The sequence below is a fragment of the Corynebacterium ciconiae DSM 44920 genome (genome assembly GCF_030440575.1).
Taxonomy (GTDB): Bacteria; Actinomycetota; Actinomycetes; order Mycobacteriales; family Mycobacteriaceae; genus Corynebacterium; species Corynebacterium ciconiae.
In genome coordinates this window covers 626,503-642,350 of sequence record NZ_CP047189.1, presented here as the reverse complement: position 1 = coordinate 642,350, position 15,848 = coordinate 626,503, and the positions used below count along the sequence as shown (strand labels likewise).

Annotated in this window: 14 protein-coding genes and 1 tRNA gene; 3 read left to right on the top strand and 12 right to left on the bottom strand. The window is 60.2% G+C overall.

Features of this window, described 5'->3' with window-relative positions; all coding sequences use genetic code 11:
• Positions 1-30 precede the first annotated feature (30 nt).
• The 7 genes from CCICO_RS02790 to CCICO_RS02760 all read right to left on the bottom strand — a co-directional run bounded on the left by CCICO_RS02790 (position 31) and on the right by CCICO_RS02760 (position 6,790).
• The gene (locus tag CCICO_RS02790; protein ID WP_018018943.1) at positions 31-345 is read right to left on the bottom strand and encodes a hypothetical protein; all 315 of its coding nucleotides are present in this window, start codon (positions 343-345) and stop codon (positions 31-33) included.
• Complete coding sequence (locus tag CCICO_RS02785) at positions 338-643, bottom strand: hypothetical protein (RefSeq protein WP_018018942.1); 306 nt, start codon at positions 641-643, stop codon at positions 338-340. Before CCICO_RS02785 ends, CCICO_RS02790 begins: the two co-directional genes overlap by 8 nt.
• A gap of 16 nt (positions 644-659) precedes the next feature.
• Positions 660-1,076 carry a DUF4233 domain-containing protein gene (locus tag CCICO_RS02780; protein ID WP_018018941.1) on the bottom strand — a complete coding sequence of 139 codons (417 nt, stop codon included), beginning with the start codon at positions 1,074-1,076 and terminating at the stop codon, positions 660-662.
• A complete protein-coding gene (folC, locus tag CCICO_RS02775) occupies positions 1,073-2,566 on the bottom strand; it encodes a bifunctional tetrahydrofolate synthase/dihydrofolate synthase (protein ID WP_018018940.1) in 1,494 nt (497 codons plus the stop codon). The genes CCICO_RS02780 and folC overlap by 4 nt, the downstream gene beginning before the upstream one ends.
• Entirely contained in the window at positions 2,563-5,247 is a 2,685-nt protein-coding gene (locus CCICO_RS02770; RefSeq protein WP_018018939.1) for a valine--tRNA ligase, read from the bottom strand. Before CCICO_RS02770 ends, folC begins: the two co-directional genes overlap by 4 nt.
• An 85-nt stretch (positions 5,248-5,332) precedes the next feature.
• Entirely contained in the window at positions 5,333-5,665 is a 333-nt protein-coding gene (locus CCICO_RS02765; protein WP_018018938.1) for an ArsR/SmtB family transcription factor, read from the bottom strand.
• Positions 5,666-5,809: 144 nt separating this feature from the next.
• Entirely contained in the window at positions 5,810-6,790 is a 981-nt protein-coding gene (locus tag CCICO_RS02760) for a malate dehydrogenase (RefSeq protein WP_018018937.1), read from the bottom strand.
• A 479-nt stretch (positions 6,791-7,269) separates the two neighbouring features.
• Between CCICO_RS02760 and CCICO_RS02755 the strand changes: the two genes are divergently transcribed.
• Complete coding sequence (locus tag CCICO_RS02755) at positions 7,270-8,157, top strand: TetR/AcrR family transcriptional regulator (RefSeq protein WP_018018936.1); 888 nt, start codon at positions 7,270-7,272, stop codon at positions 8,155-8,157.
• Between the two features lie 117 nt (positions 8,158-8,274).
• Here CCICO_RS02755 and clpX read toward each other — a convergent pair whose 3' ends face one another.
• Positions 8,275-9,549 carry an ATP-dependent Clp protease ATP-binding subunit ClpX gene (gene clpX / locus CCICO_RS02750; protein ID WP_018018935.1) on the bottom strand — a complete coding sequence of 425 codons (1,275 nt, stop codon included), beginning with the start codon at positions 9,547-9,549 and terminating at the stop codon, positions 8,275-8,277.
• A 511-nt stretch (positions 9,550-10,060) separates the two neighbouring features.
• Between clpX and CCICO_RS02745 the strand changes: the two genes are divergently transcribed.
• Positions 10,061-10,651: a hypothetical protein gene (locus CCICO_RS02745; protein WP_018018934.1), complete on the top strand. Its 591-nt coding sequence runs from the start codon at positions 10,061-10,063 to the stop codon at positions 10,649-10,651.
• A 232-nt stretch (positions 10,652-10,883) separates the two neighbouring features.
• Here CCICO_RS02745 and CCICO_RS02740 read toward each other — a convergent pair whose 3' ends face one another.
• The 4 genes from CCICO_RS02740 to CCICO_RS02725 all read right to left on the bottom strand — a co-directional run bounded on the left by CCICO_RS02740 (position 10,884) and on the right by CCICO_RS02725 (position 13,919).
• Entirely contained in the window at positions 10,884-11,498 is a 615-nt protein-coding gene (locus tag CCICO_RS02740) for an ATP-dependent Clp protease proteolytic subunit (protein ID WP_018018933.1), read from the bottom strand.
• 30 nt (positions 11,499-11,528) lie between these two features.
• A complete protein-coding gene (locus CCICO_RS02735; protein ID WP_018018932.1) occupies positions 11,529-12,125 on the bottom strand; it encodes an ATP-dependent Clp protease proteolytic subunit in 597 nt (198 codons plus the stop codon).
• A 181-nt stretch (positions 12,126-12,306) separates the two neighbouring features.
• Entirely contained in the window at positions 12,307-13,662 is a 1,356-nt protein-coding gene (gene tig / locus CCICO_RS02730) for a trigger factor (RefSeq protein WP_018018931.1), read from the bottom strand.
• 183 nt (positions 13,663-13,845) lie between these two features.
• A tRNA-Pro gene (locus CCICO_RS02725) sits at positions 13,846-13,919 on the bottom strand.
• A gap of 945 nt (positions 13,920-14,864) precedes the next feature.
• On the opposite strand from CCICO_RS02725, the gene CCICO_RS02720 reads away from it, so the two are divergent.
• Complete coding sequence (locus CCICO_RS02720; protein WP_018018930.1) at positions 14,865-15,848, top strand: ABC transporter permease; 984 nt, start codon at positions 14,865-14,867, stop codon at positions 15,846-15,848.

Sequence of the window (15,848 nt, the reverse complement as noted above, 5' to 3'; positions counted from 1 at the left end):
ACATCCTCCCCCTCTCGGTGCAGCAGCACCTTAGAGGCCGTCGACATAGTTTTTCGCTTCCAGCACAGTGGCCCGCCGATCATAGCGTCGTACCTGCTTCACCGCGGCAACTGCGTCCTCGGCTTTAAGGTTAAGCACGTGAGTACGCTGCGAATCGCTGAGCTCGATGGGACGGGGATGTCGAGCACGCACATACTGTGACCATGCGGTGGCGCCGCAGATCACGAATAGGGTGATAGCTCCCACGAACAACCAGCTGCCGATGGCGCCGTCGATAAGCAAAAACACCGCCGAGAGCCCACTTAAGAACCAGCCGGCAAGACTCAGCACGAGGTCCTTACTCATCGTTCTCCTTCTCGAGGGCTTTCTTTATTGCACGGGCTCCGGCCCCAGGAAACCAGTAGGCCACCCGGGTTGCGGCCGCCGAGGGATCTAAGGTGCGCAACTGCGCGCGCTGGGGGCGGGACAAGCGAATAGTGCCGGTGCGCTCATCGCGGCGATGCCGCGCCCACGAGGCGAGGAGCAGAGGCATGAGCAGCAGCAGGGCCAAGGTAATCAGGGGATGCACCCCCGCCAGCGAGGCAATTACCACCACCGCCGAGAGGGTGATCAGCTGATAGAGATCGCGTTGAGAGTTTCGCATGCCTCCGCCCCACCTCCTAGAAGTGCTGACTGGCGAGATAGCCTCGGCGCATCCGCTCGAGGATGTTCTTGCGCAGATAAAACACGTAGGCCCACACTGCGATGAAAATCAGCGCCATTACGCCCATGGACACATGCACCACAAAACCGGCGAGCGCCAGCACTTGCAGCACCCAAATCGCCGGCAGAGCCCACCGAGCCTTCATCATGAATGCCAGCACCATGTGGGCCACGCCCACCACGGTCACGTACATCCAGTTGAATGTGGTCCAATAGGCGCCGTCATCAACGCGCAGAATCACGGTGAGAACCAGCAGCAAGGAGATGGACTCCATGCTCAAAATCCCCGCCATCACCCCGCGCAGCCCCTTCATGGGATCCTTCTCCGGGGCATGGCCGGGGCCGAGGGGGCCGTATTCCACGTTTTTGCTCATGCTGGTTCCTTTCCAAACAGGGCACGGGCCTCGCCGGCCGTCACCACCGAGCCGGTGATCACCACACCTGAGCCGGAGACCATCTCCCCCACCTCGCCGGTGTCCTCGGCCAATTCGATAGCCAACTCCACCGCGGTGGGTAGCTGCTCGGCCACGTGGACGCGCTCTTCGCCGAAGATCTCCCGCGCGGTATCGGCGAGATCGTAGACATCCATCGCCCTCGGCGAGGTGTTCTGGGTGATGACCACCTCGTCGAGCACCGGCTCGAGGGCCTGCATGACGCCGCGGGAGTCCTTATCCCCCAAGACCCCGAGCACGCCCACTAGGCGGCGGAAGTTGAAATCGCGATCCAGCGCCTGTGCCAAGGCAGTGGCGCCATGCGGATTGTGAGTGGCATCGACAAACACGCTTGGGGTGGAGCGCACTCGCTCCAGCCGCCCAGGCGAGCTGACGGTGCCAAAACCCTCGCGCACCGTATTGAGGTCCAACTCACGGCCCGGGCCGGCGCCGAAGAAGGCCTCCACGGCGGCGAGGGCGCACGCTGCATTGTGGGCCATGTGTGCGCCTGATAGCGGCAGGAAGATGTCCTCGTAGTCGCCAGCTAATCCGCGGATAGTGATGTCTTGGCCGCCGACCGCCACGGTGGAGCTCACCACGCCGAATTCCTGGCCATGGCGGGCCACGGAGGCATCGGAGGACACGGCCTGCTGCAGCACCACGTCCATGGCGGCGGGTTCCTGGTTGCCCACAACCACCACGTTGTCCGGCGGAGTAAGCAGATCAGAAGCATCCCAGCGGGCCTTGATGATGCCCGCCTTTTCTGCTGCGATCTCCTCGATGCTCTCACCGAGGTAATCCGTGTGGTCGAGTCCGATAGGCATAATCACAGCGACATCCGCGTCAATCACGTTGGTGGCATCCCAGCGGCCGCCCATGCCCACCTCCACCACGGCGACATCCACCGGAGCATCGGCGAAGGCGGCGTAGGCCATGGCGGTGAGCACTTCGAATTTGGACATCGGCACCTCTGAGGAGGCGTCGACCATTTCCACATAGGGTTTGATCTCTTCCCACGTGCGCACATAGTCCCGCGGGTGAATGGGCTCGCCATCGATGGCTATGCGCTCGGTCACCAGCTGCAAGTGCGGGCTGGTGGTGCGCCCGGTGCGCCGGTGGAAGGCGCGCAACAGAGACTCAATCATGCGCACCGTGGAGGTTTTTCCATTGGTGCCTGCCACGTGAATCGTGGGATAGCTGCGCTGCGGCGACCCCAGCAGATCCATGAGTTTCTCGATCCGCTCGAGGCTGGGATCCAGCTTGGTCTCTGGCCAACGCAGATCCAGCTCCGCCTCGCAGGCGGCGAGCGCCTGCATGTCCTCGGCGGTGATCTCCGGAGATTCGGGTTTTTCCACCTCCTGGTTGACGTCGATAGGCAAACTCAACCCAGTTTCGGAGAGCTCAAGGTCTCCGAATTCTTCGTGATCATTCATGAGAGCTGCTCAAGTCGCTTGCTAATACGGTCGAACTCTTCGCGGGCCACCTGCTGGCGGGCGCGGATCTTATCCACCACAGCCGCGGGGGCCTTGGCGAGGAAGTTCTCATTGTTCAACTTCTTCGCGGTGGTCTCGAGTTCCTTCTCGGCGTTCTTCAGGTCCTTCTCTAGGCGCTTACGCTCCGCCGCGGTATCCACGGTGCCAGAGGTATCGAGATCCACGCTCACAGTGCCGGCGCTGAGACGTACCTCCACACTTGCGCTGGCGGTGAAGTCCTCGCCGGGAGCATCCAAACGCGCCAAGGAGGTGATCACCTCGCGCTGGTTGTCCAGATCCACGCGGGCGAAGTCCACCCGTGCCGGCACCTTCTGGGAGGGCTTAACTCCCTGGTCCGAACGGAAACGACGAATCTCGGTGATGAGCTTGACCGTGTCGTCGATACGGCGCTGCGCGGTGGCGTCGCTATCGCGCTCCTCAGCCTCGGGCCACGAGGCCACCACCAGACTCTCGCCATCGGTGAGAGCGGTCCACAGCACCTCTGTCACGAAGGGCATGGTGGGATGCAGCAACCGCAGCACGGTGTCGAGGGCATGGCCGAGCACCCGCTGGGTGGTGGCCCCACGACGACGCTCAGCCTCGCTTGCGGCTTCGGCGTCACGCGGGATCTGCACCTTAGCGATCTCGAGGTACCAGTCGCAGAGCTCATCCCAGGTGAAGTGGTAGAGCTCCTCGTTGGCCTTCGCGAACTGATAATCGTCGAGGTAACGGTTGACGGTGGCGACCACCTCGTTGAGGCGGTCGGTGATCCAGCGGTCGGCGTCGCTCAGCTCGCTGCGCTCGGGCAGCTCGCCTGCCTCGGCGCCGTTCATCAACGCGAAGCGGGTGGCGTTAAACAGCTTGGTGGCGAAGTTACGGGCGCTGTGGGCGGCGTCCTCACCTAGGGGCAGATCGACGCCGGGGTTGGCACCGCGTGCCAGGGCGAAACGCAGGGCATCGGCGCCGAAGCGCTCCACCCACTCCATGGGGTCGATGCCATTGCCAAGGGACTTACTCATCTTTCTGCCGCGCTCATCGCGCACCAAACCGTGCAGATAGAGGTCCTTGAACGGGATCTGCGGGCGCTCGGACCCCTCGGCGGTGCCCAGCTCGGAACCCTCCAGGGTCGCGGCGAAGTTGGCGAACATCATCATGCGCGCCACCCAGAAGAACAGGATGTCGTAGCCGGTGACCAGCACGGAGGTGGGATAGAACTTGGCCAGCAGATCGGAATCGGCGGGCCAGCCCATGGTGGAAAACGGCCACAGCGCCGAGCTGAACCAGGTGTCCAGCACGTCCGGGTCCTGCTCGTAGCCCTCAGGGGCTTCTTCTCTTGGGCCGAGGCAGAGCACCTCGCCCTCGGGTCCATACCAGATGGGGATGCGGTGGCCCCACCACAGCTGACGAGAGATGCACCAGTCGTGCATGTTGTCCACCCACTCGAAGTAGCGTGGCTCAAGGGAGGTGGGGTGCACGGTGGTATCGCCCTGGCGGATGGCATCGCCGGCCATCTTGGCCAGCTCTTCAACCTTGACCCACCACTGCTGGGAGAGGCGCGGCTCGATGGGCTCGCCGCTGCGCTCGGAGTGGCCCACCGAGTGCACATAGGGACGGATCTCTTTCACGATGCGTCCCTCGGCCGCGAGTGCTTCCCGCACGGCCACACGGGCCTCTTCGCGGCTAAGGCCATCAAAGCGAGTTCCGGTATCGGCGATGCGCCCCTTCTTGTCCATGATGATGGGCATCTCGAGGTCGTGGCGTAGACCCATCTCGTAGTCGTTCGGGTCGTGCGCGGGGGTGATCTTGACCGCGCCGGTTCCGAACTCGGGGTCTACATAATCATCGGCGATGATCTCCAGCGAGAGATCTTCGCGGAAGGGGTGCGGCAGGGTGGTACCGACTAGGTCGCGGTAGCGCTCATCATCGGGGTGGACGGCCACGGCAACATCGCCGAGCATGGTTTCCACGCGGGTGGTGGCCACGATCACGTGCGGTTCGGCATCGTCGAGGGAGCCATAACGAATGGACACGAGCTCGCCCTCAACATCCTTGTACTCCACCTCGATATCGGAGACGGCCGTTTCCAACACCGGCGACCAGTTGACCAAACGGTTCGCGCGGTAAATCATTCCGGCATCGTAGAGCTGCTTGAAGATGGTCTGCACCGCCTCGCTCAGCCCCTCATCCATGGTGAAGCGCTCCTTGGACCAATCCACGGAATCACCGATGGCGCGCATCTGGCGAGTAATTGTGCCTCCGTATTGGCGCTTCCATTCCCACACCTTTTCCACGAATTCTTCGCGGGTGTAGTCGAAGCGATCCTTGCCCTCAGTCTCCTTGAGCATGGCTTCGACCTTGGTTTGGGTGGCGATGCCGGCGTGGTCCATACCGGGCAGCCACAATACCTCGTATCCCTGCATGCGCTTGCGGCGCACGATGGAGTCCATCAGGGTGTGGTCGAGGGCATGCCCCATGTGAAGCTGGCCGGTAACATTCGGCGGAGGCAGCACAATGGAAAATGGCGGCTTGTCAGAGGCGGGGTCCGCAGTAAAGTATCCGGCGTCTACCCACCGTTGGTAGAGCTCGTGTTCAACATTCGATGGGTCCCAGCTCTTCGGAAGCTGCTCGCTGCGGTTGGCCATACGGGTTGGCACTCCCCCTTCAGAATAGAAGTCGTTCGTATCTCACCCATCTTAGCCCGTCGCTTATCGACGCCCACCTGAGCCTTTAAGGCATGAGCAAACGTGCCAAGTGGGTGAACTGTTCATCGCTGATGGTATAGCGCACCCGCCGGCCTTGTTGGTAGCGGTGAATCAGCCCCGCCTCGTGCAGTTTCTTCAGGTGGTGGCTCACCGTGGGCTGGGAAATCTCAAGGATCTCTTCCAGCTGCGCCGAGGAGATGGAATTATCCGATGCCACCAAGGAGAGCAAGCGCAGACGCGTGGGATCCCCGAGCACCTTGAAGGCCGCAGCAATCGCTGCGGATTCGTGCGGGGACAGGTGGTGGCTATTGAGCGAGCGCCCCACCGGAAGCTCACTGGTGTGCGTCGGGGCGCTCATAGAGACTCCTCCTAGTTTTAGGTTTGGCTAACTTTGTTTAATGTACATCGGCCAAACGGAGGGAAGCAAGCAAAAACCGCCAGATTTCTCGGGAAAATCTGGCGGTCGCGACAGCACACGCCGCATGTGACGGCGCGCTGCGTTTTAGAGCAGCCCTGCGTTTTCTACGGCGGCGCGCTCTTCCAGCAGCTCCTTGACGTTGGCAGCGATGCGCTCGGCCTGAAACTCGGAGATGTCCAGACCCTCCACAATCTTCCACTCGCCGTTCTCAGCGATGGTGGGCTGGCCAGCGAGGATGCCCTCGGGGACACCGTAGGCGCCGGTGCCCGGAACTGCGGCAGAAGCCCACGCGCTGGTGCCATTGATCCAGTCATGCATGTGGTCGATAGCAGAAGAGGCGGCGGATGCAGCGGAAGACTTGCCACGCACCTCGATAATCTCGGCACCACGCTTGGCCACGCGCGGTACGAACTCATTGAGGTACCACTCTTGGTCCACCAGCTCGGAGACCTTCTCGCCTCCCACAGTGGCGTAGGTGATATCCGGGAACTGGGTGGCGGAGTGATTACCCCAGACCACCATGTTCTCGAAGTCGGCGGAGTCCTTGCCCAACTTGGTGGCAAGCTGAGACAGCGAACGGTTGTGGTCCAAGCGCATCATGGCATTGAAACGCTCATTCGGGACATCCTTGGCGGCAGACATGGCGATCAAGGCGTTGGTGTTCGCTGGGTTGCCCACCACGAGCACGCGGACATCCTCCGCAGCGTGATCGTTAATGGCCTTACCTTGGGGGCCAAAGATCTTGCCATTAGCCTGCAGCAGCGCGGAGCGCTCCTCGCCCTTGCCGCGCGGCTTGGCGCCCACGAGGAACGCAGCATTGGCGCCCTCGAAGGCAACGTTCGCATCATCGGTGATGTCGATGTTCTTCACCAAGGGGAACGCGGAATCCAGCAGCTCCATGGCCACACCTTCGGTGGCCTTCACGGCGGCGGGAATCTCAAGGAGCTTCAGCTCTACGGGAACGTCCTTGCCATAGACATCGCCATTGGCGATGCGCCACAGCAGGGAGTAGGCGATCTGGCCGGCGGCGCCGGTAACGACAACCTTCTTGGGGGTCTGGGACATGATGTGCTCTCTGCCCTTTCTCTCTAGAGTACTTTGACGCCCAGCATAGCGAGTCCGTTCATGTTTTGCTTCTTTGATTGCACACATCACATGTCTGTTTTTGGGGCCAATACCCGCCCAAACGCCACAGATTCGGACTTTCACTGCCCGATTTTATTGGATAGAGTCAACAAAGCGGACATGCCGGTGGCCCCGCCGAATGGGCGTCGATAAGCGAAAAAGTACGGCCCCAACACCACACGCGGGTGAGGGAGTTCCAACCCCTAAATGGTGTGGCGAGCTCCGTAGCGGACGTGGAGCAAATGTGCGGGTAGTACCATCATTTGGGGTGGAAAAGACACCACCCGCTGCCCAGTGCGCTTCACCGCGAGGAGCTTTAGGGCACGATAGAAAAGTGAAGGAACACCGCACGTGACGGCCGCTAAACCCACACGATACGGACGTCAGTGGCCCGATCCGAAGGAGGATAACGCGCAATCATGACATCAGACTCCTCGCCCTACACCTACACCTCCGCGAACTCCCCGCAGTCCTCGGTGTACGAGGGAGAAGATCTCGCCCCCTTGAGTTTTGAGGATGGCAGCATGCCGCTTCCCAGCACCCCCGAGGCGGACCTCGTCGAGGCCGAGCGCCCAGACAACGAGGAGGGGGTGACCCCAGAGCACGTCGTGGAGGTGGCGCTACGCACCTTCGCCACCTATGGCTTTAAAGATTCCCGGCTCAAGGCCATCGCCAGCGAATCGGGCATGTCCAAGCGCATGATCCACTACCACTTCGGCGATAAGCGCGGGCTGTATGTGCGCGTGATTCAACGCGCCATCGCTGATCTGCGCCCTGCCATCGACGAGCAGGCCCTCGAAACCGCGGTGCCGGTGGAGGGCATGCGTTCTATGGCCGAGGCCATCTATGACCAGATCACCGCCCATCCGCTCGCAGCGCGCCTACTGGTGATGGAGTCGCAGCAAAACCACGCCAACATGGAGCTGTCTGGGCCTTTTGCGGACCAGTCTCAGGCGATGCTGCACATGGAGAAGCTGCTCATGCTGGGCCAAGATTCTGGTGCGTTCCGACCGGGCATTTCCGTCATTGACATCTACACCATCATCATCGCGCTTACCCTCATGCGTTCGACCTACCACGCCGCCTACCTCAATCTTTACAGCGTGAACCTGCTCTCCCAGGACAACACCGAGGGTATGCGCCGTATGGCGGTCGATACCGTGCTGAGCTTCCTCACCTCCAACATGCAATCCAGCGGCGGAATGAGTTATCTCAGCGCCGATGCCACAACGCATCTCAAAAACGACAACCACGCCGGCGGCGAGGACATCTACTCCATGGAAGATAGCCTCTACGGCAACTCTTAAGGGCCAGCGCTTATCGACGCTCCCCTTCCCCACATGCACTAAGGCCAGCCCCTCACCACGAGGAGCTGGCCTTGTGTCGTTTCTTTATGCGCCCAACATAGCTAGGCGCAGCCATTGTTAGGCGGTTTTTTCTGCGCCGTCACCTTCAGCTGAGTACTCGGGATCGCCCTCGCCGCGGGCAACCGCGCCCGTGATCGTGACGGTGGAGACGTCCTCCCGGTCGGGCACCGAGTACATGATCGGCACCAGGATCTCCTCCATGATTGCTCGGAGACCACGGGCACCCGTCTTACGCTCGAGCGCCTGATCAGCGATGGAATCCAAGGCCTCCTCGCTAAACTGCAGATTAACCCCGTCCATCTCGAAGAGGCGCTGATACTGCTTGACCAGGGCATTACGCGGTTCGGTCAACACCTTAACCAGGGCCTCACGGTCCAGGTTGGCCACAGAGGCCACCACAGGTAGGCGGCCAATAAACTCCGGGATGAGACCGAACTTCACGAGATCCTCGGGACGCACCTCGGTGAAGATATTCTTGGACGTATCCGGCTTAAGAGAGCGCACCTCGGCGCCAAAGCCCAAGCCCTTCTTTCCACGGCGCTCCTCGATCACCTGTTCCAGCCCCGAGAAGGCGCCGGCCACGATGAAGAGGATATTCGAGGTATCGAGCTGGATGAACTCTTGATTCGGGTGCTTCCTCCCACCCTGGGGCGGAATTGCAGCCACAGTGCCCTCAAGGATCTTCAGCAGCGCCTGCTGCACACCCTCACCGGAGACGTCACGGGTAATGGACGGGTTCTCGGACTTCCGAGAGATCTTATCGATCTCGTCAATATAGATAATGCCGGTCTGTGCCCGCTCCACGTCGAACTCGGCCGCCTGGAGCAGCTTGAGCAAAATGTTTTCCACGTCCTCGCCCACGTAGCCAGCCTCCGTAAGAGAGGTAGCGTCGGCGATAGCGAAGGGCACGTTAAGCAACCGAGCCAAGGTTTGAGCCAAGTAGGTCTTGCCCGAGCCCGTCGGACCCAGCATCAAGATGTTGGACTTAGCAATCTCCACCTCGTCCTCATCCAAGCCGAAGTTGGCACCAGCCTGGCGCATGCGCTTGTAGTGGTTATACACCGCCACCGCGAGCACCCGCTTGGCCTCGTCTTGGCCGATCACGTACTCATCGAGGAATTCCGCGATCTCGCGGGGCCGCGGCAGGCGACTCTCCTGAGTCTCCTCCTTAGCGGCGGTGTTGAGCTCCTCCTCGATGATCTCGTTACACAGCTCGATGCACTCATCACAGATGTAGACTCCCCCACCCGCAATGAGCTTTTTCACCTGCTTCTGACTCTTTCCGCAGAAAGAGCACTTCAACAGGTCAGCAGTCTCTTGCATATGTGCCATAAGCTGGAAAAACCCTCATTTGCATCTCGTTGTTGTGCGGCTGGAGCCATGTGCGCCCCTCCACTCTAGCGCCTCCATGCCCCGAAGAGGCCTAAGGCGGCGCCGAGCGCCTTGTGCTTCAACCACCGCGCACACCTATCTATTCCCGCGGGTGCGCAACCGTGTTGCGAAGAGACGTCGATGGGCCAGGATCCCCCTCCACCCCGTGCCCATAGCCCGCGAGAAGCCTTCTACCGGCGCCTGAGAATGCTTTAAGAAGTTAAGAAACGCAAGCCTTTGTTTAATGTGCGCTCAACCACTTAGTAATGAAGATATGTGCACATAAAGGCCATTCTAAGGTGCGTTCATCGCTAAATAGTCCCATTATTATCACATATTTATAACATCCTTCGTCTTAATTTGATATTGGTCCTACGGCCGCTACAGTTGGTGCAGAAGGCCTGCTGCACGGCTCATCTGCGCTGGACAGGCCCATTTTCTCGACAAACCTATATTTTTAAGGAGTTTAATAATGCGTAAGAACACCCTGCGCGCCGTTACCGCTATCGCCGGTTCCACCCTTCTCATCGGTCTGGCTGCCTGCTCTACCGACGATGCTTCTGACACCATTTCCGATGCCACCGATTCCGTGAGCTCCGCCGCATCCGAGGCTACCGACGCCGCTGGCGACGCCAAGGACAAGGCTGAGGACGCCGCCGGTGACGCCAAGGACAAGGCCGAGGACACCGTGGACGACGCCAAGAACGCCATGGATTCCAAGGACGTCGCCGAGGCTGACCTGCCGGCCGAGATCACCGAGGCCGCTGAGTCCTACGACATGTACGGCGAGAACGCTGGCGCTTTCGTCTCCGCTTACGAGAAGGACGGCGTGACCGTCGCCGAGTACGAGAACGCTGCATTCGTTAAGAGCGACGAGGGCACCTTCCCCGTCATCGGCGGCATGTGGAAGGTCTGGCAGAACGAGGGCGGCCTGGATTCCGAGATCGGCGTGCCCACCGAGGCTGAGCGCGAGGTCGACGGCGGCTGGGAGCAGACCTTCACCGGCAAGACCATCCACATCATGCCCAACGAAGAGGGCGGCTTCGTGGAGTCCTTCAGCTAAGGCTGTTTCAGCTATAAGGCTGCTGCATCTCCCCTGTCTGGCGCTTGTTAACTAGCGCTCGGAAGAGGATCATGCATACACCGCTTCCCTTCTCCTCATGCGAGAAGGGAAGCGGTGTTTTTCTGCGTGCCATCGCGGCTAGCAACTAATACAACCGCCCCCTTGGCGGGCCCCTAAGGGGCAGATACCCAAGGAGGCGGGAGAGCCGCAGCGATGCGGCGGGAGGCTATCCTTAGCCGTTGAGCTTGCGGTAGTCGAAAACCTGATCCACGATGCCGTAGTCCTTAGCGGCTTCGGCGGTGAGGATCTTATCGCGGTCGGTATCGATTCGAATCTGCTCTGCGCTCTGGCCGGTGTGACGTGCCAGTGTTTCTTCCATCAGGGTACGCATGCGCTCGATCTCGGCGGCCTGGATCTCCAGATCCGACACCTGGCCTTGGATGCCCTGGGTGGCGGGCTGGTGAATGAGCACGCGAGCATTCGGCAGCGCGGCACGCTTACCGGGAGCACCGGCTGCGAGCAGCACCGCAGCAGCGGACGCAGCCTGGCCCAGGCACACGGTAGAGACATCCGGACGGACGTACTGCATGGTGTCATAAATAGCCATCAGCGAGGTGAAGGAGCCACCGGGGCTGTTGATGTACATCGTGATGTCACGATCCGGGTCTTGGGATTCCAGCACCAGAAGCTGCGCCATGATGTCATTAGCCGAGGTGTCATCCACCTGAGCACCAAGGAAGATAATGCGCTCTTCAAAGAGCTTGTTGTAGGGATTCGACTCCTTGGTGCCATAAGCGGACTGCTCCAAGAAAGAAGGCAGGATGTAGCGAGACTGAGGCATCTGCATAGTGAAAAACTCCTTATTCGTGGTGGTGGGTTAGTTATTAATAGCGCCCTTGGCGGACTCGATCACGTGATCCACGAAACCGTAGTCCTTGGCCTGCTGGGCGGTGAACCAGCGGTCACGGTCGGAGTCTTTCACAATCTGCTCCACGGGCTGCCCTGTGTGCTCGGCGATCAGTTCGGCCATTTCCTTCTTGGTGTAGGCGAACTGCTCTGCCTGGATGGCGATATCCGCTGCGGTACCTCCCACACCAGCGGAGGGCTGGTGCATCATGATGCGCGCATGCGGCAGAGCGAAGCGCTTACCCTTGGTACCGGCCGACAGCAGGAACTGGCCCATCGATGCCGCTAGCCCCATACCATAGGTGGCGACATCGCAGGGGGCATACTTCATGGTGTCGAAAATAGCCATGCCGGCGGTCACGGACCCACCGGGGCTATTGATATAGAGCGAAATGTCGCGGTTGGGGTCTTCCGCCGAGAGGAGCAGAATCTGGGCGCACAGCTTGTTCGCGATCTCATCATCCACCTGGCTACCGAGGAAAATGATGCGCTCGCGGAGGAGGCGCTCAAACACAGAATCGCTCAGGTTGAGTCCTGCGGCTGCATTGGTCATGTGTGGGCTGGTCATGTTGTCTCCTTTGAAATCCCAATATCTCGTCACTTCAGGCTACCGCCGCGGGCCGCGCCGAGTCAGCTTTGTTCGCTCACAGCTTAGGGGTGCCCTCAGCACTAGTGGTGCGCGGCGGCAAAAGCGAAAGGCAGCACCACACCTATTGCGGTGCGGCACTGCCTCAAGGCTGTACTAATGCCTACTCGGAGTCGGTCTCCGACTCGTTCTCCGGCTCCTCATCGCCGAAGTACTGGGCCGGGTCCACCTCGTTGCCGTCGGTGTCCTTGACGCTCACCTTGCAGATAGCCTCGGCGAGAGCCTTGCCGCGGCGCACATCAGCGAAGAGAGCGCCAAGCTGGCCGGACTGCTGCAGCTGCCCGAAGAACTGGGCCGGCTCCATACCGTAGCGCTGCGCGGTGAACATGATGTGATCGGACATCTCCTGCTCGGTGACCTCCGGCTCGAGCTCCTCGGCCAGGCGGTCAAGGAAGAGCTGGTTGCGCACGGCGTCCTCAGCAGAGTTGCGCGCATCCTCATCGAACTTCTCACGGCTAGTGCCCTGGGCCTCAAGGAGGGTGTCGAGAATCTTCTCGTCGCCACCGACCTGCTGCAGCAGCTGGTTACGCTGAGCCTTCACCTGCTCCTCAACCACGCCTTCCGGCAGCGGGAACTCGGACTGAGACAGGGCTGCAGACAGCACCTCATCCCGGATAGCGGCGGCCTGGCTGCCCTTGGCATCCTCTTCCACCTTCTTCTCCAGCGACTCGCGAAGCTCCTCAACGGTGTCGAACTCGGAGGCCATCATGGCGAATTCGTCATCCACCTCGGGCAGCTCGCGCTCCTTGACGGTCTGGAGAGTAACGGTGATCTCACCCTCTTCACCGGCATGCTCGCCCACGTGCAGCTCAGAGGTGAAGGTGGCGGACTCGCCAGCGGACAGCCCAGTAAGAGCAGCGTCCAAGCCCTTGATCAGGTCATCGGAGCCGATGTTGTACGACATTCCCTCGGTCTTGGAGTCCTCGATTACCTCGCCATCAACCTCAGCGTGGAGGTCGATGCTCACGAAGTCGCCATCCTGGGCGGCGCGCTCAACAGTCTTGAGAGTGCCGAAGCGGGAGCGAAGCTCTTCGAGCTCCTTCTCCACGGCGGAGTCATCCACCTTCAGCGGCGGGACCTCGACGGAGATGTCCTCGAAGGACGGGAGGGTGATCTCAGGGCGAACATCAACCTCGGCAACGAACTCGACGAGTTCGCCGTCCTCGATCTTGGTGATGTCAATCTCGGGCTGACCGAGCACCACAAGCTCATTCTCTTCGACGGCCTGGCCATAACGGGAAGGAAGCATGTCATTGACAACCTGCTCGATCACGGGGCCGCGACCGAAGCGAGCATCGATGAGCTGGCGAGGCGCCTTGCCTTTACGGAAGCCGGGGATCTGCACCTGCTGCGCGATGGCCTTATAAGCCTGGTCAAACTCGGACGAGAGTTCCTCGAAGGGAACCTCAACCGTAACCTTAACGCGGGTGTCGTTCAGCTTTTCGACGGAACTCTTCACGAGTCACTCTCCTGAATTTTCTTACTGCGTACGATGGTGATCTGCTATGTCAGAGGGCCCGTAGCGGACGCGCTCTCTCGCGGTGTCACGTTGGTGCTCCACCGACCGAAGCGTATTGCCCCTACGAGCCCTCATTGTCGCTATTCGCGGGTATCTCGCACTGCACGTGCGGGATATCCCTCGTCGGGACGACAGGATTTGAACCTGCGACCCCCTGCTCCCAAAGCAGGTGCGCTACCAAGCTGCGCCACGTCCCGTTGTGCATTTTTCAAGCCCGATGCTCTCGAGCTGCTACGTAGTCTACAAGTACCAACGACACCCGGCGCACAATGGGGTGCCCCTACACACATTTATCCCGCTAGTTACGCTTTTATCCCTGCACACGCCGGCCATATACACACGACAGCACAGCACTACTTCACCACTACTGCTCAAGCCTGGATGCGAGCGCTGCCTGAGCGAGCAGCGCCGAGCCCATCCCCCCACCGCGTCGGCATTCCATTCCCTGCGGAGCCACCCCACTCATAGCTGCACGACTCATCGCCGCCGAGGACACACTCCCCTACACACTGCCCAGCCGCCGCTAACCCTCCCGCCGGAGACGGAAAGCACCCCCAAGTACCTGAGATTTCATTAAGACATCTGCAGCCCGGCGCATCGCGACTGTCTCACAGAGAAAGAACGACATCCCATGAATTTTGGCACGGGTTCACACCCACTCTGGGGAGATCAACGACCACCGTCCCCACAGGGGCGGGCGCAGCACCCCTGAAGCTACACCCATGGACCGCTATCTCAAGCCGACAATCACACACCTTAGCGTTACCTAATGTTCATCCCAGCGCCGCCGCGGCTGCAACAGAAGAGAAGACCCACGACGCACGTCAGTGACCTTTTTTGGGCGGCGAGCTATCGCGTCAGACATCCAGCACCATCACCCCACAGTGCCGAGTTTTACCTCAGAACATACCCCTCAACTAGTGCGATTCATTTACCCCCTCCACTCTGAACTTTCTCAGCAGACGTCCAATGTGACACTGGTCACTTTTGTGCTAATATGTTCGTAAGTAGCGTCACAGTCTGTCTAGCATTTTCCTTAGTCCGGTTTCGATCGACAGGATTCCATGTCGCCAGGACATCAATGCAGCGGCCCGACGCTGCCCGAGACCGGTACCGAAGCGAAAATGAAGGGATGCGACCCCATGGCGAAGTACCTACTAAAGAAGATCGCCGGTTGGTTCGCGATGATCTTTGTCGCGGTCAACATCACGTTCTTCTTGGCCTCCGCGTTCCTCGACCCTAGGTCGAACTACGCAGGCAGGCGCCCAGCCATTCCGGAGGAGAGGATCGACGCCATCCTCTCTCCGAAGAACCTCAACGATAAAGACCCCATAATGGAACGTTGGTGGACATGGCTGTCGGACATCTTGTTCCACTGGAACTGGGGTGTATCCCCGCTCGGAGACTCGGTGAATGATGAGATCTCCTACCGCATTTGGGTCTCGGCCCGACTCCTGCTCCTCGCCACCATTTTGTCCGTGGTCATCGGCGTGAGCATCGGTGTGTTTACCGCTTCTCGCCAGTACAAGGCGGGCGACCGGTTCTTCCAGTTCTTCTCGATCGTCACCATGAACATCCACGTGGTTGTCGCCTCGATCTTCTTCGTGTGGGCTGCGGTGAAGATCAACCAAAAAGCCGGCAAGACGATCTTCTACGTCACGGGATCATCATCTATCGGTACAGAAGGATTCATCCCGAAGGCCATCGACGCCGCTCAGCACCTCGCCCTTCCCACGATCTCGTTGGTGATCATTTCTTATGCGGGCTACCACTTCATGCAACGCTCTATGTTGCTGGATAATATCGACGCCGATTATGTGCGTACCGCCCGCGCCAAGGGCATGACTCGCAACCAAGCTATTCGCCGGCACGCGCTGCGCACCTCGGCTATTCCGGTTGCTACCTCCGTGGCGTTCTCCATCACCGGCATTTTCACCGGCGCCATCATGACTGAAACCATCTTCGCGTGGAACGGCATGGGCCGGTACTTCCTTCAGACTTTGAGCTCTAACGACATTCACGGCACTGTCGCTGTGGCCGCCTTCGGAGCGCTCATGACCGCCATCGGCGCGATTCTCTCCGACATCCTAGTTGTCATTCTTGATCCTCGAGTGCGGGTGAACTAA

Bases quoted from the DNA above. Each gene is read 5' to 3' on its own strand.
- CCICO_RS02785 (WP_018018942.1), bottom strand. From the start codon at position 643: ATGCGAAACTCTCAACGCGATCTCTATCAGCTGATCACCCTCTCGGCG.
- CCICO_RS02745 (WP_018018934.1), top strand. From the start codon at position 10,061: ATGCGTAAGAACACCCTGCGCGCCGTTACCGCTATCGCCGGTTCCACC.
- clpX (WP_018018935.1), bottom strand. From the start codon at position 9,549: ATGGCACATATGCAAGAGACTGCTGACCTGTTGAAGTGCTCTTTCTGC.
- CCICO_RS02740 (WP_018018933.1), bottom strand. From the start codon at position 11,498: ATGCAGATGCCTCAGTCTCGCTACATCCTGCCTTCTTTCTTGGAGCAG.
- CCICO_RS02720 (WP_018018930.1), top strand. From the start codon at position 14,865: ATGGCGAAGTACCTACTAAAGAAGATCGCCGGTTGGTTCGCGATGATC.
- CCICO_RS02780 (WP_018018941.1), bottom strand. From the start codon at position 1,076: ATGAGCAAAAACGTGGAATACGGCCCCCTCGGCCCCGGCCATGCCCCG.
- CCICO_RS02760 (WP_018018937.1), bottom strand. From the start codon at position 6,790: ATGTCCCAGACCCCCAAGAAGGTTGTCGTTACCGGCGCCGCCGGCCAG.
- CCICO_RS02735 (WP_018018932.1), bottom strand. From the start codon at position 12,125: ATGACCAGCCCACACATGACCAATGCAGCCGCAGGACTCAACCTGAGC.
- folC (WP_018018940.1), bottom strand. From the start codon at position 2,566: ATGAATGATCACGAAGAATTCGGAGACCTTGAGCTCTCCGAAACTGGG.
- CCICO_RS02765 (WP_018018938.1), bottom strand. From the start codon at position 5,665: ATGAGCGCCCCGACGCACACCAGTGAGCTTCCGGTGGGGCGCTCGCTC.
- CCICO_RS02755 (WP_018018936.1), top strand. From the start codon at position 7,270: ATGACATCAGACTCCTCGCCCTACACCTACACCTCCGCGAACTCCCCG.
- CCICO_RS02770 (WP_018018939.1), bottom strand. From the start codon at position 5,247: ATGGCCAACCGCAGCGAGCAGCTTCCGAAGAGCTGGGACCCATCGAAT.
- CCICO_RS02790 (WP_018018943.1), bottom strand. From the start codon at position 345: ATGAGTAAGGACCTCGTGCTGAGTCTTGCCGGCTGGTTCTTAAGTGGG.